At 43.4% G+C, this 18,714-nt stretch carries 18 protein-coding genes and 1 tRNA gene; 1 reads left to right on the top strand and 18 read right to left on the bottom strand.

Features of this window, described 5'->3' with window-relative positions; genetic code table 11:
* Nucleotides 1-171: 171 nt before the first annotated feature.
* The 3 genes from N4597_RS03715 to N4597_RS03705 form a co-directional block, all read right to left on the bottom strand.
* Nucleotides 172-242 (bottom strand) — tRNA-Gly (locus tag N4597_RS03715).
* A 55-nt stretch (nt 243-297) separates the two neighbouring features.
* Complete coding sequence (locus tag N4597_RS03710) at nt 298-507, bottom strand: hypothetical protein (protein WP_056977243.1); 210 nt, start codon at nt 505-507, stop codon at nt 298-300.
* Nucleotides 508-624: 117 nt separating this feature from the next.
* Complete coding sequence (locus N4597_RS03705) at nt 625-1,503, bottom strand: LysR family transcriptional regulator (protein WP_050611910.1); 879 nt, start codon at nt 1,501-1,503, stop codon at nt 625-627.
* Between the two features lie 139 nt (nt 1,504-1,642).
* Between N4597_RS03705 and N4597_RS03700 the strand changes: the two genes are divergently transcribed.
* Nucleotides 1,643-2,482 (top strand): aldo/keto reductase, encoded by an 840-nt coding sequence (locus N4597_RS03700; RefSeq protein ID WP_260904683.1) that lies wholly within the window; start codon nt 1,643-1,645, stop codon nt 2,480-2,482.
* A gap of 72 nt (nt 2,483-2,554) precedes the next feature.
* Here N4597_RS03700 and purD read toward each other — a convergent pair whose 3' ends face one another.
* The 15 genes from purD to purE all read right to left on the bottom strand — a co-directional run bounded on the left by purD (nt 2,555) and on the right by purE (nt 18,645).
* Entirely contained in the window at nt 2,555-3,820 is a 1,266-nt protein-coding gene (gene purD, locus N4597_RS03695; protein WP_260904681.1) for a phosphoribosylamine--glycine ligase, read from the bottom strand.
* A gap of 12 nt (nt 3,821-3,832) precedes the next feature.
* On the bottom strand, nt 3,833-5,371 hold the full coding sequence (gene purH, locus N4597_RS03690; RefSeq protein WP_094128415.1) for a bifunctional phosphoribosylaminoimidazolecarboxamide formyltransferase/IMP cyclohydrolase: 1,539 nt from the start codon (nt 5,369-5,371) through the stop codon (nt 3,833-3,835).
* A 14-nt stretch (nt 5,372-5,385) separates the two neighbouring features.
* Nucleotides 5,386-5,961, bottom strand: coding sequence for a phosphoribosylglycinamide formyltransferase (gene purN / locus N4597_RS03685; protein WP_094128412.1), 576 nt, complete (start codon nt 5,959-5,961; stop codon nt 5,386-5,388).
* Nucleotides 5,962-5,965: 4 nt separating this feature from the next.
* On the bottom strand, nt 5,966-7,012 hold the full coding sequence (gene purM, locus N4597_RS03680) for a phosphoribosylformylglycinamidine cyclo-ligase (protein ID WP_167589419.1): 1,047 nt from the start codon (nt 7,010-7,012) through the stop codon (nt 5,966-5,968).
* Nucleotides 7,013-7,025: 13 nt separating this feature from the next.
* Nucleotides 7,026-8,462, bottom strand: coding sequence for an amidophosphoribosyltransferase (purF, locus tag N4597_RS03675; protein WP_089143989.1), 1,437 nt, complete (start codon nt 8,460-8,462; stop codon nt 7,026-7,028).
* Complete coding sequence (gene purL / locus N4597_RS03670) at nt 8,438-10,660, bottom strand: phosphoribosylformylglycinamidine synthase subunit PurL (RefSeq protein WP_260904676.1); 2,223 nt, start codon at nt 10,658-10,660, stop codon at nt 8,438-8,440. The genes purF and purL overlap by 25 nt, the downstream gene beginning before the upstream one ends.
* Nucleotides 10,653-11,339: a phosphoribosylformylglycinamidine synthase subunit PurQ gene (purQ, locus tag N4597_RS03665; RefSeq protein WP_260904674.1), complete on the bottom strand. Its 687-nt coding sequence runs from the start codon at nt 11,337-11,339 to the stop codon at nt 10,653-10,655. Before purQ ends, purL begins: the two co-directional genes overlap by 8 nt.
* Entirely contained in the window at nt 11,339-11,587 is a 249-nt protein-coding gene (purS, locus tag N4597_RS03660) for a phosphoribosylformylglycinamidine synthase subunit PurS (RefSeq protein WP_050611901.1), read from the bottom strand. The genes purQ and purS overlap by 1 nt, the downstream gene beginning before the upstream one ends.
* Before the next feature lie 2 nt (nt 11,588-11,589).
* Complete coding sequence (gene purC, locus N4597_RS03655; RefSeq protein ID WP_094128395.1) at nt 11,590-12,312, bottom strand: phosphoribosylaminoimidazolesuccinocarboxamide synthase; 723 nt, start codon at nt 12,310-12,312, stop codon at nt 11,590-11,592.
* A gap of 291 nt (nt 12,313-12,603) precedes the next feature.
* Nucleotides 12,604-13,254: a potassium channel family protein gene (locus N4597_RS03650; protein ID WP_050611899.1), complete on the bottom strand. Its 651-nt coding sequence runs from the start codon at nt 13,252-13,254 to the stop codon at nt 12,604-12,606.
* Between the two features lie 19 nt (nt 13,255-13,273).
* Nucleotides 13,274-14,662 (bottom strand): TrkH family potassium uptake protein, encoded by a 1,389-nt coding sequence (locus N4597_RS03645; protein ID WP_089143993.1) that lies wholly within the window; start codon nt 14,660-14,662, stop codon nt 13,274-13,276.
* Between the two features lie 129 nt (nt 14,663-14,791).
* Nucleotides 14,792-15,673 carry an alpha/beta hydrolase gene (locus N4597_RS03640; protein ID WP_260904668.1) on the bottom strand — a complete coding sequence of 294 codons (882 nt, stop codon included), beginning with the start codon at nt 15,671-15,673 and terminating at the stop codon, nt 14,792-14,794.
* 82 nt (nt 15,674-15,755) lie between these two features.
* Nucleotides 15,756-17,051, bottom strand: a complete 1,296-nt coding sequence (purB, locus tag N4597_RS03635) for an adenylosuccinate lyase (protein ID WP_056977268.1) — start codon at nt 17,049-17,051, stop codon at nt 15,756-15,758.
* A 9-nt stretch (nt 17,052-17,060) separates the two neighbouring features.
* A complete protein-coding gene (gene purK / locus N4597_RS03630; RefSeq protein WP_167589414.1) occupies nt 17,061-18,188 on the bottom strand; it encodes a 5-(carboxyamino)imidazole ribonucleotide synthase in 1,128 nt (375 codons plus the stop codon).
* Nucleotides 18,181-18,645, bottom strand: coding sequence for a 5-(carboxyamino)imidazole ribonucleotide mutase (purE, locus tag N4597_RS03625; RefSeq protein WP_260905206.1), 465 nt, complete (start codon nt 18,643-18,645; stop codon nt 18,181-18,183). Before purE ends, purK begins: the two co-directional genes overlap by 8 nt.
* Between the last annotated feature and the right edge of the window lie 69 nt (nt 18,646-18,714).

The following is an 18,714-nucleotide window of genomic DNA, read 5'->3' as shown; positions in this document are numbered from 1 at the left end:
GATTAGCAATCCACTTTCATTATCTACTTGTAATTCTAAGAAGCGCGCTTGGCCTAGTTGGCTTATCTGGCTTTCACCCTCCCAGACTCGCTAAGAAGTTACCTAGGTTACTTTTCTTCTATCATCGAATTGTTAATAAAAAACACCCCCGTAAAACGGAGATGTCAGTTAAGCGGGTGACGAGAATCGAACTCGCGACATCAGCTTGGGAAGCTGGGATTTTACCACTAAACTACACCCGCATCAACAAGAATAACTATAGCATAGATTCTTGTTAATGTCACGTTTTTTTTTTAATTAAGCAGAAATTTTTTTCATGCAGTCAAAACGGACAACTGCTCGGTTATGAAAATCAGTTACGGCCACGTTATCTTCGTTATCATGTTCCAAGATTGCGACTACGGCTGAATTTTCATATTTCTTTTCGACTGAGCCAATGAAATCATGCTTTAGCGAACCAAATTTTTTGCATTTGACCTTATCGCCAACTTCAATCTTTGTTTCCATTATGTCACCTCGCGTTCAACAATTTCCCATGAATATTAACAAATTTCTTTTCCAGATGCAAGTAAAAAACGGGCTAACTAAGGAAAAATTTAAAAATAACAGTAAATTAGTTAGCTATTAAGCATATCGTTGCTTGATATACTCTTGAACCGTCTTGATGAAGGCCTTGGTTGAAGGAGTTTGTTGACTTTTGGTATGGGCCACTAAACAGATTGTCCGGTAAAATTCCTTAGAAAAAGGATAGGTCTGCACTTTACCAGCTAAATTTTGCAAGGCTAAGTCAGGTAAGATTCCCAGGCCCAAACCACTTTCGACCATGGCAATGATAGAAGCGTCATCGATACTGTACTGAATCGAGTTGACGGAGACGTTATAGGCATCCAGCGCCCGCTTGGTATCACGGTCATAGTCAATTTGCTGGAGGATAAATTCCTCATTAACTACGTCTTCTTGGGTAATTGTTTTGCCATTGCGAGGTTTAAAGCCGACTGGGGCAATACAGTAGATTGGATCTTGGTGTAAGGCTATTACTTCTAAATTCTCTTTAATAGGTAAGGCACTAAACCCAAGGTCAAGCGTCCCCAAGCGGACTTGTTCAACCACCTCGTTAAAAGTCCCTTGGCGGACACTGATTTCAATTTCAGGGTAGGTTTGCTTGAAGCTATTGATAATATCGGGCAACCAGTTAATGCAGACACTACTGAAGGCCCCAATCCTAATTTGCCCTTGGTTAAGTCCATTTATCCGGGCCGCTTCTTCGGCCAGCTTAGCCTCCGTGTTTAATAGTTCTTGAACAATCGGTAAAATTTTAGCCCCATCGGGTGTTAGCTTAACCCCGTTACGGTTGCGTACAAATAAGGGAAAGCCTAATTGTTTTTCAAACCCCGCCAAGGAGTGACTAACCGCCGACGGCGTCACCTGTAATTGTTTGGCCGCAGCCACTAACGTTTTTTGCTTAGCTACTTCACTAAAGACCTGGTAGGTAAAATCTGCCATTCTATCCCTCTTTTCTTTTATCTAATGTCACAACCAATTATAGCAAAAATAGCAGGGGCTTAAGCATATCATTTTTGCTAGTGGTGGTATAATTAAGGCGTGAAAACATTTGCACAATATATTATGGGGAGTGATTAATTTGACTAAAATTCCTACTAAGACCTTAAATGACGGCAACCAAATCCCCGTACTTGGGTTTGGAACCTACAAACTAAACGGAGCTCAAGGTGTCAACGCTATTAATAGCGCCTTAAGCAACGGCTATACCTTACTGGATTCAGCCTTTAATTATGAAAATGAGGGGACCGTGGGGGAAGCCATCAGACGTTCTAGCATTAAACGTGAAGACATCTTCGTAACCTCTAAACTGCCGGGCAGACACCAAACATACGATCAAGCCATCCCCACCATCCAGGAATCCCTTTACCGGGCCGGACTAGATTATTATGACCTCTACCTAATTCACTGGCCTAACCCTAAAGAAGACCACTATGTCGAAGCTTGGCAAGCCTTAATTGCTGCTCAAAAATTTGGCCTCGTTCGTTCAATCGGAGTCTGCAACTTTTTGCCTGAACACTTGGAACGCTTGGTAGCTGAAACTGGCGTTACTCCGGCTGTCAACCAAATCGAATTGCACCCATACTGGTCCCAAGCTAGCCAACGGGCATATGATCAAGCCCACGGAATTTTCACTCAAGCGTGGAGTCCCTTAGGGCGGGCCAGTTCTGTTTTACAAGAACCTGTCATTAACGCTATTGCTGACAAACACCATAAATCTGCTGCCCAAGTTATTTTACGCTGGGAATTCCAACTAGGGGTAGGGATTATTCCTAAAGCCAACTCTCCTAAGCACCAATTGGCTAACTTAGATATTTTCGACTTTGAGTTAACCCTTGAAGAACTGGCAGCCATTACTGAGCTAGACAAACCTAACGGTCGGCTTAAAAACCAAGACCCTGCTGTTTACCAAGAATTTTAAATTCCCAAAAAACTCCTCCGACTGGAATGTAGATTCGCACCGGAGGAGTTTTTTACACTATCTTAAGTTGTTTTAAAATGAAGCCTTAGTCGCCCTAAAGCCAATATCCTTACGGTAGAATGTTTCCGCTTGAACTTGACTATTGAGGCATTCGTAAACTTTCAATTGAGCTTCTGCTAGCGAAGGCGCACTTGCAAGCACGGTCAAAATCCGTCCCCCAGCTCCTTTCAAGTCGTCTAGACTGCCAGTCACGTTAGCATAGTCGATGTCTAAGCTTTCGTCAGCCAACTGTAAGGAAATTGCTTGGCCTTTAAGGGGCGCTTGCGGATAACCTGCCGCTGCCAAAACAACCCCTAAACAAGCGTTAGGTTTAACCTTAACCTCTGGAAGATTAGCTTCAGTTACAAAAGCATTAATTAACTCAGCAAAATCAGTGGCTAAGCGGGGTAAGACCACCTGGGTTTCCGGATCACCTAACCGGACGTTATACTCAATTACCTTAGGACCCTGGGCGGTTAGAATCATCCCGATGTAGAGCACCCCTTGATAATTAAGGTTAGCTTGCTTCAAACCAGCAATCGTTGGTTCGACCACCTCTGTTAACATCCACTGGTAATCTACTTTTGCTAGTTGTGGTACCGGACTATAGGCACCCATCCCACCAGTATTAGGCCCCTTATCTTGATCAAAAGCCCGCTTGTGGTCTTGAGCCATTGGTAAAATCCGGTAACCAGATTTACCAATTAACACAAAGAGTGAGTACTCATCCCCTGCTAAAAATTCTTCTAAGACAATTTGCTTTTGGCCTTTTTTAAACATCAACCTAATCTCAGCTTCAGCTTCGTCCTTGCTAGGAGCAATCACTACCCCTTTACCAGCAGCTAAGCCATCAGCCTTAATTACGATTGGTTCACTAAAATCCTTAAGACCTGCAATGGCAGCTTCTGAAGATTGGTAGGTTGCAAATTTAGCCGTTGGAATCTGGTATTGGTCCATAAACCGCATGGCGTAATCTTTAGAGCCTTCAAGTTGGGCTGCTTCCTTGTTGGGGCCAAAAATCTTTAAGCCATCGGCTTCAAAGGAATCTACGATTCCGGCTACCAAAGCATTTTCCGGCCCGACAAAAGTCCAGTCAATTTGTTCTTCTGCTACTAAACCCTTTAAGGCATCGAATTCCAACTCACCAATATTGACAACCTCAATCTTGTCACTAGCCATCCCCACGTTACCAGGAGCGCAGAAAACTTTTTCTACCAATGAACTTTGTGCTAAGCTTTTAGCGATTGCATGTTCACGTCCACCAGCACCTACTACTAATAAGCGTAATTTTTTGGTCATCTTCCTACCTCATTAATGTCTAAAGTGACGGACACCCGTTGTTACCATGGCAATCCCATACTTGTCGGCCATCTCGATTGAATCTTGATCACGAATTGAACCACCAGGTTGAACGATGGCCTTAATCCCATGCTTAGCAGCGTATTCAACGCAATCATCCATTGGGAAGAAGGCATCACTAGCTAACACAGCATGTTCGTCTAAGGCAGCCCCCGCATGCTTGATGGCAATCTTGGTTGAATCAATCCGGTTAGGCTGGCCTGCCCCAATTCCTAGTGTCCGTTCACCGTTAGCAACCACAATCGCATTGGACTTAGTGTGCTTAACTGCCTTCCAAGCAAACATTAAGCTAGCTAATTGTTCCTCAGTTGGAGCCACCTTGGTGACCACCTTCCAATCCTTGACGTCTTCTGCTAAAACATCTTGGTCTTGGACTAATAAACCACCTAAAACAGAAACCACCTCTGGTTTTTGGGCAGTATCTTTTTGGTCAAAGTCTAATTGAAGTAAGCGTAAGTTCTTTTTCTTAGCTAAAACTTCAAAAGCATCTTGGTCAAAGCCTGGGGCAATAATAATTTCCAAGAAGAGCTTGTGCATCTTTTCAGCAGTGGCCAAGTCAACTTGACGGTTGAGGACAATTACGCCCCCAAAGATTGAAATTGGGTCAGCTTCATAGGCTAAATCCCAGGCTTGCTCTAGGTTATCAGCTTGGCCAATCCCACATGGATTCATATGCTTCAAGGCCACCACAGTTGGTTGACTGAATTCTCTAGCAATCCTAATGGCTGCGTCAGCGTCCTTAATATTATTGTAAGATAATTGTTTACCATGAAGTTGTTTAGCTTGGGCAATGGAGTAAGCTTCTGGTAAGGCATCTTCATAGAAGTAAGCTTTTTGGTGACTATTTTCGCCGTAACGCATTTCTTCTTTAAGGTCGTAAGTTAAAGTCAACTTTTCGGGTGCACTAATTCCCGCTTGCTTAGTGAGGTAGTCAGCAATCAAGGCATCATAGGCGGCTGTATGCCGGAATGCTTTAGCCGCTAATTTTTGACGGGTCTCCAAAGTTGTATCCCCGTTAGCTGCAATTTCTTCAGCAACTTGCTTGTAGTCAGCTGCATCCACCACGATTGTTACTGCTTGGTAGTTTTTAGCTGCGGACCGAACCATGCTTGGACCACCAATATCAATGTTTTCAATCGCATCAGCTAAGGTCACACCTGGTTTTTGAATTGTTTCTTTAAATGGATAAAGGTTGACACAGACCAAATCAATCGGCTTAATCTTTAACTCAGCCATTTTTTCTAAGTGAGCTGGCAAATCACGCCGGCCTAACAAGCCCCCGTGAATATATGGGTTTAAGGTTTTTACCCGGCCGTCTAAAATTTCGGGAAAACCAGTTACGTCTTCGACCGAAATGGTTTTAAGACCAGCTTCGTCTAACACCTTCTTAGTCCCACCAGTTGAGATAATTTCATAGTCATTGGCAACTAAGGTCTTAACAAAATCTACTAAGTTACTCTTATCAGATACGCTAACTAATGCTCGTTTCATTTTTTATAACCCCTTTAGTTATTGGCTTGATTTGCTAAAATTGTTTGTAGAACTTGCGGATACAAGCGGTGCTCACAGGCATGAATCCGCTCTTCTAGACTGGCTAGACTATCAGTTGGAAGAATAGCTACGTGTTCTTGGGCAATAATTGGGCCCGAATCTAGCCCGGAATCAATATAATGAACTGTTACCCCAGTTTGCTTTTTCTTATCGGCAAAAGCCCGTTCAATCGAGTGGAGTCCAGGGTATTCTGGCAAGTAAGCCGGGTGAAGGTTGATAATTCTTCCTTCATAATCGGCTAAAATAGTAGGTCCAATTACCCGCATATAACCAGCCAAAGCGATAAAGTCGACTTGATAATCCTTTAAAACCTGTAAAATTCGCTCTTCATAAGCTTGCTTTCCCCCACAAGCTTTAACCGTAAATGTTTCTACTGGAACTTGGAACTTCTCAGCCCTTTTTACTACATAGGCATCAGGATGGTCACAAAATAATAGTACCAATTCACCAGCCATTTGGCCTTGTTGAAATTTTTGTGCCAGCACTTCAAAATTGGAACCATTTCCCGATGCAAAAATTGCCACCCGCATAATCCTACCTCGATTTCTCAATTGAAATTTTATCTTCATCAGCCTGCCGTTCGACTAGCTGCCCGATTTGATAGTGAGCTTCACCAGCTTGACTTAGGGCTTGGCTTACCTTAGGATAATCTGTTTGCGAAACGGCCAAGACTAAACCAATTCCCATATTAAAGGTTTCATAACAATCTTGCTCACTAAGCTGACCTAACTTTTGCAAGTAGGTGAAGATTGGTAGCTTAGGCCAGCTAGTCGCATCCACTTTCGCCTTGAGATCATCCCCATACATCCGCGGCAGGTTTTCAATCAATCCACCCCCGGTAATATGGCTGATGCCCTTAACTAAGCCCGCTTTAACTAAAGGTAAAATTGCCTTAACATAAATTCTAGTTGGCTCGAGTAACACTTCACCTAAGGTCTTGCCTGAAAGCTCTGCTGGCTTAGCAGTTAAAGCTAAACCGGCACCTTTAAAGATGATTTGTCTTACTAGCGAGTAACCGTTGGAGTGCAGGCCCGAAGATGGTAAGCCCACTAAAATATCGCCTGCTTGGGGCAAAGCGGCCGTTAAAAGCTGACTTTTTTCAGCCACCCCAGTTGAATAGCCCGCTAAATCATACTCGTCTTCAGCGTACATATCAGGCATTTCGGCAGTTTCTCCCCCGATTAAAGCACAGTTTGCTTGCCGACACCCTTCGGCTACCCCCGCTACAATCGCCGCCATTTTTTCGGGGTCATTATGCCCGGTAGCGATATAATCTAAGAAATACAAGGGTTCTGCTCCTTGCGCTAAAATGTCATTGACACACATAGCCACACAGTCAATTCCGATTGTATCGTGCTTAGCTAGCATTTGAGCTATCATCAGTTTAGTACCAACGCCATCTGTCCCCGAAACTAAGACCGGTTCCTTGACGTTAAGGCTACTAAGATCAAACATCCCCCCAAAGCTACCCACAGTCCCCATGACTCCCAAACGGGCGGTAGACTTTACATCCGCTTTAATCTTTCTGACTAATTCATACCCGGCGTTAACATCAACGCCAGCTTCTTGATAACGACTCATTTTTTACACCCTTTCAGCCTTGTCTTAGCGACTTTAGGTAATCTTCCTCATAGTCATATAGAGGCGTTGGATAATTACCATCAAAATATGCAACCGTTAAGCCACCATTAGGGGCGTCACCCGCATCCGGTAGGTCAATTGCTTTAATCAAACTCGGAATCGAGAGGAAGCCTAGACTGTCAGCCCCGATAATTTGGCGCATTTCTTCAACACTGTGATTAGCCGCCATTAATTCCGCCCGGGTCGACATATCAATCCCATAAAAACATGGAAACTTCAAAGGAGGTGAAGCAATCCGCATATGAACTTCCTTAGCACCGGCATCCCGAATCAATTTCACTAACTGTTTTGAGGTTGTTCCCCGCACAATCGAATCATCGACCACCACTACGCTCTTACCTTCAACTACCCCGCGCACAGCCGAGAGTTTCATCTTAACTCCCCGCTCACGTAATTCTTGAGTTGGTTGAATAAAGGTCCGGGCAATATATTGATTTTTGATTAGACCCATTTCATACGGCAAGCCTGCTTCTTCTGCGTAACCCGAAGCCGCGGATAAGGAAGAATTAGGCACCCCGATAACCATGTCAGCTTGCACTGTTGGCTGTTCTTTAGCTAACAAGCGGCCCATTTTCTTTCGGGCGTTGTGAACAGTTACTCCATGAATAATTGAATCTGGACGGGCAAAGTAGATATACTCCATTGAACAAATTGCTAACTGGGTGTCTTTAGTATAGTGGTCAATCTTTAAGCCATCCTTGTCGATAATGATTAACTCACCTGGAAGCACGTCGCGGACGAACTTGGCCCCAATAACATCTAAAGCACAGGTTTCACTAACGACCACGTAAGCTCCATTTTCTAACTGACCAATACTCAAAGGGCGAAACCCATTGGGGTCTAGGGCAGCCACTAAGCAGTCCTTCTTTAACAATAAGAACGCAAAGCCACCCTTGACTTCATTTAAACTCGCCTTTAATGCATCTATAAAGCCTAATTCCCGTTTTTGCCGGATAAGGTGAATTAAAATTTCTGTATCAGAAGTTGATTGGAAAACGGCCCCTTGGTCTTCTAACTGATATTTCAATGACTTAGCGTTAGTCAGGTTGCCGTTATGAGCTAAGGCAATATCACCATCATGGAATCTAAATAAGAAGGGTTGGATGTTAGCAACTGAATTATTACCACTGGTTCCATACCGAACATGGCCAATTGCGGATTGGCCCACTAAGCGGTCAAGGTCTTTTTGATCTGCAAAAACTTCTGCCAACAAGCCCCGATTCCGGTATTGGTGTAAACGCTGGCCATCACTAGAGACAATCCCGGCCCCCTCTTGCCCACGGTGCTGTAAACTATGAAGGCCAAAGTAAGTTAGGGCACTAGCATTAGGAGTTCCAAAAACCCCAAAGATTCCACACTCTTCGTTTAAGCCTTTGATTTCATAAGACATGGAATGGCCTCCTCCCAAATTTTTTGACCCTCAGCTAAATCGAGTTGCAACTGACCATCACTTAACTTAGCCACTAACTTGTGCTCTGCTGTAACTTGTCCTACTAAGCTAGCTGCTTGTCCCAACAATTCTTCAAAGGCTGCTTGTTTTTCCTTGGCAACTGTTACTACCAACCGACCAGCAGTTTCACTAAATAATTGTGCCTTAGTTAAGGCTAAGTCTAAGTCTAGGCCTAAGTCAGTCTTAAAGGCTGTTTCGGCTAAGGCTACACCTAACCCACCTTCGCTAAGGTCATGGCTACTCTTAACCAGTCCTGTTTCCATTGCTTGCAATAACTTCTTAAGGTAAGCGTTAATCTCAGCCAAATCAAGGTCAGCTAATGAACCACTAATCTTACCGGTCAATAACTTTTGTAATTCTGACCCGGCATAATCATCACCAGTTTGACCTACTAAGTAAACCAAGTCACCCGCAGTTTGAACAAAGGATGGAATCACGTAATTAACATCCTTAATCAAACCAACCATTCCGACCATCGGCGTTGGGTAAATTGCTTCCCCATTGTTTTCGTTATAAAGGGAAACGTTCCCAGAAATAACGGGTGTATCTAAAGCTAAGCAAGCATCAGCCATTCCTTGAACCGATTGGTGTAACTCATAGTAAATTTCTGGATCGTTAGGGTCACCATAATTTAAGCAGTCAGTCATCGCTAGTGGTAAGGCCCCACTTGAGATAACGTTAGTGGCTGCTTCAACAACCGCCATCTTACCACCAACCTTAGGGTCAAGGTAGACAAAGCGCCCATTACCATCGGTTGTCATCGCTAGGGCCTTTTTCGTTCCCCGAATCCGGATAACCCCCGCATCGCTACCAGGTCCTACCACCGTACTAGTCCGCACTTGGGAGTCATAGGTTTGAGTAAACATCTCTTTAGAGGCAATAGTTGGTTGGGCCAATAACTTTTTCAAGGTCTCACTTGCATCGCTAATTTCTGGTTGCCACTTTTCAGTGTCTGCGTTTGCTAACCGTGCGGGTACCCGTTCTTGGCTAGGTTCTTCCAAAACATCATCAGTTAAGGTTGAAACTGGGATGTTAGTTACTACTTGTCCTTGGTGCTTTAGCACGTAGTCATGTCCAGCTGTTACCCGGCCGATTACGACTGCTTCCAAGTCATAATTCTTAAAGATAGCCTGGACGTCTTCTTCATGCCCCTTTTTAACACAAAGAAGCATCCGTTCTTGAGACTCACTTAACATAATTTCGTAAGCTGACATGTTAGCTTCACGTTGGGGCACGTAATCTAGGTTTAATTCGAGGCCACTATTAGCCTTAGAGGCCATTTCACAAGACGAAGACACAATCCCGGCTGCACCCATATCTTGAATACCCACTAACCAGTCAGCGTGTTGGCTAGTCAATTCTAAGCAAGCTTCCATCAAAAGCTTTTCCATAAACGGATCGCCCACTTGAACAGCAGACCGTTGTGTTTCCTTATCGTCAGCAAAATCAGCGGACGCAAAGGTGGCCCCGTGAATGCCATCACGACCAGTCTTAGCCCCAACGTACATTACGGCGTTGCCAACCCCTGTTGCCCGGCCTTTTTGCATATCCTTTTGGTCCATCAACCCAACACTCATCGCGTTTACTAACGGATTGCCAGTGTAACACTCATCAAAAGTCATTTCCCCAGCAACGGTTGGAATCCCCATGCAGTTACCGTAGCCACCAATCCCAGCGACCACTTCGTTAATTAAATATTTAGTTCGGGGTCGGTCAATTTCTCCGAAGTGCAGAGAATCTAGGGAAGCAATCGGACGGGCCCCCATACTAAAGATGTCACGTAAAATTCCCCCAACACCAGTCGCAGCTCCTTCGTAAGGTTCAACAGCAGAAGGGTGATTATGACTTTCGGCTTTGAAAACAACTGCCTGGCCATCACCGATATCGACAATCCCTGCACCTTCACCAGGCCCTTGTAATACGCGTTCATTCTTATTAGGGAACAACCGTAAGACCGGCTTGGATTTTTTATAAGAGCAGTGTTCACTCCACATTACCGCAAACAAGCCAGTTTCAGTGTAGTTAGGTAAGCGTCCTAACAATTCAGTAGCAATATAGTCGTATTCCTTTTCTGTTAAACCCCATTCTAAGTAAGGCTTTTGATCTTTAATTTCTTGGGGTGTTAATTCTTTAGCCATTTACTACTTCCTCCGTTTGGTGCCCATGTTTTAAAATTGATTTAAAAAGGCGTAGTCCGTCTTCGTTACCTAGTAAAGCTTCCACTGCCCGTTCTGGGTGAGGCATCATCCCTAAAACATTACCCTGCTCATTTACAATTCCAGCAATATCATGCAAGCTACCGTTAGGATTTTCGCCATGATAGCGGAAGGCAATTTGATTGTTAGCTTCTAGCTTAGCCAGAGTTTCTTCATCAGCATAGTATGAACCATCAGCGTGCGCGATTGGTAACTTAATCACTTCTTTATCAGCGTACTCAGAGGTAAACATCGTTTGGTTATTCACCTCTAAGGCGACCGTCTTGCAAACAAATTTCAAGCTGTCATTTTGCTTCAAGGCACCAGGTAAAAGCCCAGCTTCCGTTAAAATTTGGAACCCATTGCAAGTTCCAAACACGGGCTTACCCGCCTTAGCAAATTCAATCAACGCCGGCATGATATTAGCAAAGCGCGCAATTGCCCCACATCTAAGGTAGTCTCCATAAGAGAAGCCTCCTGGAACCATCACCGCATCAAACCCAGCCAAACTAGTTTCTTTGTGAGAAACATATTCAACTTCGGCGTGACAAACCGTCTTTAAAGCTTCGTATAAATCAATATCACAGTTAGAACCTGGAAAAACAATGACTGCAAATTTCATTAAGCTTCCTCCATCACTTCGTAACGGTATGTTTCAAGGTTAAAGTTAACCAACAATTGTTCCGAGATTTCCTTAACAGCTTGATCAATATCCTTCTTACTTGGGTCAAGGGTCACATCAAAAAACTTACCAACCTTCACTTTTTGAACTTCATCATGTCCGAGCGCATGAATTGCGTCAGTAATGGTTTCACCTTGGGGATCAAATACTGATTGCTTATATGTGACGTAAATTCTAACTTCAACCATTTTTAGTTAGCCTCCTTAGCTAAAACTTTTTCTAACCGAGTTAATACTTCTTCATAAACTGGAGTCAAATCACCTAAATCTCGACGGTAGACATCTTTATCCATGTGGGCTTTAGTGGTTAAATCCCACAAGCGACAATTATCTGGTGAAAATTCATCTGCCAAAACAATCGTCCCGTCAGCCAAGCGCCCAAATTCTAATTTAAAGTCGACTAACTGTAAATTTGCCTTTGCAAACAAAGGAATGAGTAACTGGTCAACCTTCCGAGACAATTCCCACATGTAATCAAGTTCTGCCTTAGTGGCAATTCCTAAGGCCAAGGCCTGTGATTCATTCATAAAAGGATCGTCTAGTTCATCACTCTTATAGTATGTTTCTTCGACTGGTTGCTTGAAAGGTGTTCCTTCTTTAACACCAAACCGGCTTGCAAAGTGGCCGGCGGCAATATTTCTAGTTACAAATTCTAGGGGAACGATAGTCACTTTTTTGACCAGCTCTTCTGTTTCAGAAAGCTTCTTTATAAAGTGAGTTGGAATTCCCTTAGCCTTTAGGTAATTAAAGATTAAGGTAGAAATCTGGTTATTAACTTGTCCCTTACCTTTAATTTGATCTTTCTTCTTACCATTCAAGGCTGTAGCTTGATCCATATAAACAACTCGTAAAACATCTTCATCTTCTGTGGTCCACATTTGTTTGGCTTTGCCAGTATAAATCAATTCAGACATGATTTTTCAGCGACTCCTTTGTTCAAAAAGCGAATTTTAAATCTTTAACGAAAGTAAACCTTCGTCATTTCTTCCTAAGATTATCAATTTTAAAGCCCGCCGTCAAGAACAAAACACGAATATTGAAAACTTTTTTGTAGTTTTCAAACGCTTTTAACTAAAAAATAATAATTTTACACAACCCAAACCACTATATCAACCTATAAAAAAGGAACAATCGTCAAAAACGATTGTTCCTTTATGCTTTATTTGATAAACTTACTCTATCTAAAAACTACAATGCACGCAGTACTATTTCCCCCGTTCCAATCCTAAGTCCTGCTTATCCGTTACCACTAAAATGGTATCTCCCATGATGAAGGTGGCATCGGGGCCAATATCCGTCAACAATTCTCCATCACGTCGGACAGCAATAACGTTTAAGCCGTAACGCGAGCGGAGGTTTAAGTCAGCTAAGCGCTGGTTAAGCCATTCTCGCTTAACGTTAATTTCAACAATCGAAATTTTATCCGACAGTTCAATGTAGTCTAAGAAATTCTTGGCTAATAGGTTACGTGCAGCCCTAACGGCTCCGTCACGTTCTGGAATCACGACGCGGTTAGCGCCAACCTTTTGAAAAATTGTTCGTTGGGTATCATCCGAAGCCTTGGCAATGACCAAAGGCACCCCGGCATCCTTAGCGGCCATAATCGCCATAATCGAAGCCCCGAGGTTACCAGACATCGAAACGACCACGCCGTCCATATTATTAAGCCCTAATTTTTCATAGGCCATTTCATTTAAACAATCAATTGCCACGGCCATCGTAACGTCATCTGCAATCGCAGTTGTTTGCGCTTCGTTTCTATCAACCGCTAAGACATCAGCGCCTAGTTCCATTAACTCGTGGCAAACACTCCGTCCAAATTCTCCTAAACCAAAAACCGCATATGATCTATCCATCTACTCTATCCTTTCTTCTTTAACCTACCCGAATATTTCCGGCTGCATACTTAATGTCAGCTTGATGTTCCCGTTTAGTTAGCGCCAGTAAAATTGAGGCCGGACCAACCCGTCCTAAATACATACAAGCAATGATTAAATATTTAGCAGCGGTCGTCAAGTCTGGGGTTAAGTCGCGACTAATCCCGACCGTTCCCAGGGCACTATAAACTTCAAAGATATTGTCGGTCATATCACCAGGCTGGATGAAATACATTAATAAAACCGCCATCACACTAACAATCACACTAATAACGGTAATTGCAATTGCCTTTCTGATTGTTTGGCGTCCAATCCGGCGTCTAAAGCAAATCACATCTTCTTCACCCTTAATGATTGCCTTGACTTCTAACATAATTACTGCCAAGGTGGTCGTCTTCACCCCACCGGCGGTCCCCGTTGGCGAGCCCCCGATAAACATCAAAAAGACGGTCAACATTACTGAAGGAATCGTTAAATCAGCTTGGGAGATTGTTACAAACCCAGCCGTCCTAGTAGTTACTGACTGGAATAAAGCTTCTAACATCGCCTGAGCGGTCCCAACTTTACCTAAAGTTGCTGGATTATTGTGCTCGAATAGGTAGTACAAAACAGCCCCACCCAAAATTAAGATAGCAGTCGTTAATAAAACTACCTTACTATGCTGAGAGAGAGTTGTTTTTAACCTTTTTCCCCGACCTTTTTTTCGATAACGATATTGGTTTACCAAACCATGGCCTAATTCATTCCAAACAGTAAAGCCTAAGCCACCACAAATGATTAAAAACATCGTCACAAAGTTTAACCACCAGTTACCAGCATAGTTTATTAAACTATTAGGGGCTAGTAGGTCGATGCCGGCATTACAAAAGGCCGAAATCGAGTGAAAAATAGCATACCAGCTTCCTCTCCCCAAACCAAAATGAGGAACAAAATAACAGGCATAAGCTAAAGCCCCAATTGCCTCAACTATTAAAGAATCACGAATGACGTGAATGACAAAGCGCACAATACCTTGGTTGTTATCTAAATTAAAGGCATCAGCCATCAGCAAGCGATTTTGCAACGAAATTCGCCGCCCGGTTGCAAAAAATGCTAGTGACATCAAGGTAATCGTCCCTAGACCACCTAGCTGAATCAACAATAAAATCACCAAATGCCCCAGTGCTGACCAGTGGCTTGCAGTCGTAACCGTCACCAAACCCGTCACACAAACACTGGTTGTGGCCGTAAACATTGCGTCAACAAAAGGGGTCGCCTTGCCAGTCACACTCATTACAGGAAGCATCAATAAGCCGGTTCCGATTAAGATTGCTACTAAAAAGCTAAGCGTGATGACCTGTACCCGCGAAAAAATATGCTTTTGTTTCGTTTTTCTTCTTGAATACATGCTATCTTCCTATCTTCAAAATATCTTCAATATTAACATTATAACAAATACCGCCCCTAAAGTTTGGGTTACGGCTTGCGAATCAATAAAAAAGCACCTAGCAGCTTTATGCCACTAGGTGCTGGGTAGTTATTCGCGATTATCTGGGTATAAGTGGATTGTTGCAGGCTCATCTTGAGCTAGCCAAACTCTGGCCAATTCAACCCAAGCCGCTAGGTTAGGCTGAATATCACTAGCAAAGACTGCACTGGTCCGGTCGGCCAAAGCTAAGCCGTGACCACCCGTTGCAAAGAGATGGTATTCACAGGCAACCCCAGCCTCTTGAAGTTTCACCACAAATCTACTCGTTTCAAGTGGGCTGACCGCTAAATCTTCGTTACCTTGCCAGATGAAAGTCCGGGGCATTTGCGCATTAACCTGGGTCACTAAGTCTAACTGTGCTAAACTTTCTTTTGCCATCAGCTCGTCGAAGTGCGCCTGTTCTTTAACGTGCACTGCGTTTGCAGACAACATTGGGTAAGATAATAACAAGCCACGAATTTTAAAAGTTATTTTTAATTGAACTTCCCGGCGCCACTGCTTATCCAAGTATCGTTCCGCCAAACTCGTTACTAAGTGAGAACCAGCCGAAAAACCAAGTAAATAAACACGACTAGTGTCGATAAACCACTCCGCAGCATGCTGTTCAACTAAATTCAAGCTAGCAACTAAATCTAGTAAGGAATCTTTTACACGATAATCCTCATTAACAATTGCGGGCTGACTTTCATCCGGTCTTTGCTTGAAGTAAACAGAATAATTAACCAATGCTACGTTAAAGCCTAACCCTAAAAAGCGGGCTACCACTGGCTCACTTTCCTTGTGTGCTAACGACAGGTAGCCTCCCCCTGGACAAATAACCATTAACGGGCGGTTACGGTGTTTTTTATGGGTAATTTCTTCGTCAAGCAGATATAGTTTCATCCCAGCTTGCGGGTTGTCCGGACGTAAATTGATTTCGTGATAATACATTAAAAAGCCCCCTTTAGATTTTATTTTCATCATAAAATAAAACATATCGCTTAACAAGCCGTTAAGCGATATGTGTAAATAGCTATTCTAGTCCTACTCGTTTGAAGATATCATCAACATGCTTTAAGTGCCAGTGATAATCAAAGGCATCGTCTAAATCTTCCTTGGAAAGACGACCAGTGATTTCTGGGTCTGCTTCTAATAACGGCCTAAATGGACGTTGTTCATCCCAAGCTTGCGCGGTCTTAGGTTGAATCAAATCATAGGCGGCTTCCCGACTCATTCCTGTGTCAATTAATTTAAGTAAGACCCGGCCACTGTAAATCAAACCAAAGGTCCGGTCCATGTTGCGCTTCATATTTTCTGGAAAGACGGTTAAGTTCTTAACGATATTTCCAAACCGGTGCAGCATGTAGTCAATCAGGATGGTTGTATCTGGTAAGATAATCCGTTCTGCTGATGAATGAGAAATGTCACGTTCGTGCCATAAAGCAACGTCTTCATAAGCTGTTACCATGTGGCCTCTGACTACCCTAGCAAGACCACAGATGTTTTCGGACCCGATTGGGTTACGCTTATGTGGCATAGCTGAGGAACCCTTTTGTCCCTTGGCAAAGTGCTCTTCCACTTCACGTGTCTCTGATTTTTGCAAGCCACGAATTTCGGTTGCAAATTCTTCTAGGCTAGTTGCAATCAATGCCAAAGCTGCAAGGTATTCGGCATGTAAGTCACGTGGAAGGACTTGACTTGAAATTTCTTGTGGGCGAATCCCTAACTTCTTGCAAACATATTCTTCGATAAAGGGATCGATGTTGGCAAAGGTTCCAACGGCCCCACTAATTTTACCAGCTTCCACTCCAGCAGCCGCATGTTCAAACCGTTCAATATCCCGCTTGATTTCTGAATACCACCGGGCTAACTTCAAGCCAAAAGTGGTTGGTTCTGCATGCACCCCGTGAGTTCTCCCCATGCAAACTGTATTCTTGTACTTTCTTGCTTGGTTAGCAATAATTTCCTTAAATTCTGCTAAGTCTTTACGGAGGTGGTCATTAACCTGTTTTAGTTGGTAACCGTAGGCTGTATCAACCACGTCGGTACTTGTTAAGCCGTAGTGAACCCACTTCTTTTCATCACCTAAAGATTCAGATACTGTCCTAGTAAAGGCAATTACATCGTGTTTAGTGACAGCCTCAATTTCTGCAATGCGGTTAATATCAAACTTGGCATTCTTTCGTAGCTTTTCAACATCTTCAGCCGGAATGTGGCCTAATTTGGACCAAGCTTCATCAGCAGCTAACTCCACTTCTAACCAACATTCATACTTCTTTTCATCTGTCCATAAGGCTGCCATCTCTGGGCGGGTATATCTTGAAATCATTGTGTTCTCCTATTCTTTATCCCAAATTTTAGTTGCTTTAATCTCAGCTAGGGTTGCTTCCAGGTCATCAGTCAAAATAGTAATGTGACCCATCTTACGATCAACCCTGCTTTCGGCTTTACCATAATCATGGAAATGCCAAGCTGGCTTTTGCTTAATTAACTGCCGGCTAGGCTCTAAGTGTTGCCCCAAAACATTAACCATCACTACCGGCTTTAATAATTTGACCTGTGGCAACGGCCAATTACAAATGGCCCGGTTATGAATTGCAAATTGTGAAAAATCACAGGCTTCAATCGAATAGTGGCCTGAGTTATGTGGCCGGGGCGCCAGTTCATTTACATACAATTGACCATCTTGACCAACAAACAGCTCTACTCCTAAAATTCCACACAAATTCAGTCCCTTAGCAATCGTTACCGCCATCTTTTGCGCTTGTTCTTGAAGAGTAGTGCTAATTCTAGCGGGGACAATACTTTCATGAAGGATTTGGTTCCGGTGAATATTTTCGCTAACCGGAAAAACTGTCACCTGGCCTAACAGATTGCGTCCAACCATTACAGAGCACTCTTTTTCAAAGGCAACCCATCCTTCTAAGATACACTGCCCTTTTTGTAAAAGTTCCTGTGCTTGGGCATAATCGGCTTCAGTTCTTAATACAACTTGAGCCTTGCCATCATAACCACCCTGACATGTTTTCAACACACTTGGATAGCCAATGGCTGCCAAAGCTTGTTTTAAATCAGTTTCAGTAGCAACACTTCTGAAGGGAGCTACCTTAAGCCCATGCTCCTTCAAGAAGGTCTTTTCCCGCAATCGATCCTTGGTAATCCGTAAAAGCTCCGTCCCTTGGGGGATTGATACCTTATCTGCCACATCTTCTAGGGCGTTTAAATCAACATTTTCAAATTCATAGGTCAAAACATCGGCCAATTCAGCTAGCTTTTCAATGGCAGCAATGTCATCGTAAGCAGCCACAATCTGCTTATCACAAACTTGCCCGGTAGGACAGGTTTCGTCTGGATCTAAAACAATTACCTTCATTCCAGCTTGCTTAGCATCAAAAGCTAGCATCTGACCTAACTGGCCGCCACCTATAATACCAATGGTTTGTCCTTGCTCAATATAATTAGACAAGTTGGTCACCACTTTCTTGAGCTTGATCGTGCATTTTTTGGCGGTAGTCATTAATTTGTGCTTGAACTGCGGAATCACTAATCCCTAAAATTTGTAGGGCTAGTAAGGCCGCATTTTTAGCACCGGCTACCCCAATAGCAGTTGTAGCTACTGGGATGCCAGCCGGCATTTGCACGATTGATAACAGCGAATCTAAACCGTTTAAAGCGCGGGACTGAACCGGCACCCCAATTACTGGTAAGGGCGTGTTAGCAGCTACCATCCCCGGTAAGTGCGCAGCTCCACCAGCACCTGCAATGATAACCTTAACTCCAGCAGCCACTGCTCCTTGCGCAAAAGCAAACATTTCCCTAGGCATTCTGTGTGCGGAAATAACTTGTTTGTCGTAACTAACATTAAACTGATCTAAAATTTTGGCAGCTTCTTTCATGGTCGCCCAATCAGAAGAACTTCCCATAACAATTGCGATTTGTGCTGACACAACAATCCCTCCTACTCGTCTTAAGAATAACAAAGCCCAACTTAA

Source organism: Ligilactobacillus agilis (genome assembly GCF_025311475.1).
Taxonomy (GTDB): Bacteria; Bacillota; Bacilli; order Lactobacillales; family Lactobacillaceae; genus Ligilactobacillus; species Ligilactobacillus agilis.
The sequence above is the reverse complement of the archived record's forward strand: the minus strand, read 5'-3'. Positions and strand labels throughout refer to the sequence as shown.

Bases quoted from the DNA above. Each gene is read 5' to 3' on its own strand.
- N4597_RS03710 (WP_056977243.1), bottom strand. From the start codon at position 507: ATGGAAACAAAGATTGAAGTTGGCGATAAGGTCAAATGCAAAAAATTT.
- N4597_RS03705 (WP_050611910.1), bottom strand. From the start codon at position 1,503: ATGGCAGATTTTACCTACCAGGTCTTTAGTGAAGTAGCTAAGCAAAAA.
- purD (WP_260904681.1), bottom strand. From the start codon at position 3,820: ATGACCAAAAAATTACGCTTATTAGTAGTAGGTGCTGGTGGACGTGAA.
- purH (WP_094128415.1), bottom strand. From the start codon at position 5,371: ATGAAACGAGCATTAGTTAGCGTATCTGATAAGAGTAACTTAGTAGAT.
- purN (WP_094128412.1), bottom strand. From the start codon at position 5,961: ATGCGGGTGGCAATTTTTGCATCGGGAAATGGTTCCAATTTTGAAGTG.
- purM (WP_167589419.1), bottom strand. From the start codon at position 7,012: ATGAGTCGTTATCAAGAAGCTGGCGTTGATGTTAACGCCGGGTATGAA.
- purF (WP_089143989.1), bottom strand. From the start codon at position 8,462: ATGTCTTATGAAATCAAAGGCTTAAACGAAGAGTGTGGAATCTTTGGG.
- purL (WP_260904676.1), bottom strand. From the start codon at position 10,660: ATGGCTAAAGAATTAACACCCCAAGAAATTAAAGATCAAAAGCCTTAC.
- purQ (WP_260904674.1), bottom strand. From the start codon at position 11,339: ATGAAATTTGCAGTCATTGTTTTTCCAGGTTCTAACTGTGATATTGAT.
- purS (WP_050611901.1), bottom strand. From the start codon at position 11,587: ATGGTTGAAGTTAGAATTTACGTCACATATAAGCAATCAGTATTTGAT.
- purC (WP_094128395.1), bottom strand. From the start codon at position 12,312: ATGTCTGAATTGATTTATACTGGCAAAGCCAAACAAATGTGGACCACA.
- N4597_RS03650 (WP_050611899.1), bottom strand. From the start codon at position 13,254: ATGGATAGATCATATGCGGTTTTTGGTTTAGGAGAATTTGGACGGAGT.
- N4597_RS03645 (WP_089143993.1), bottom strand. From the start codon at position 14,662: ATGTATTCAAGAAGAAAAACGAAACAAAAGCATATTTTTTCGCGGGTA.
- N4597_RS03640 (WP_260904668.1), bottom strand. From the start codon at position 15,673: ATGTATTATCACGAAATCAATTTACGTCCGGACAACCCGCAAGCTGGG.
- purB (WP_056977268.1), bottom strand. From the start codon at position 17,051: ATGATTTCAAGATATACCCGCCCAGAGATGGCAGCCTTATGGACAGAT.
- purE (WP_260905206.1), bottom strand. From the start codon at position 18,645: ATGGGAAGTTCTTCTGATTGGGCGACCATGAAAGAAGCTGCCAAAATT.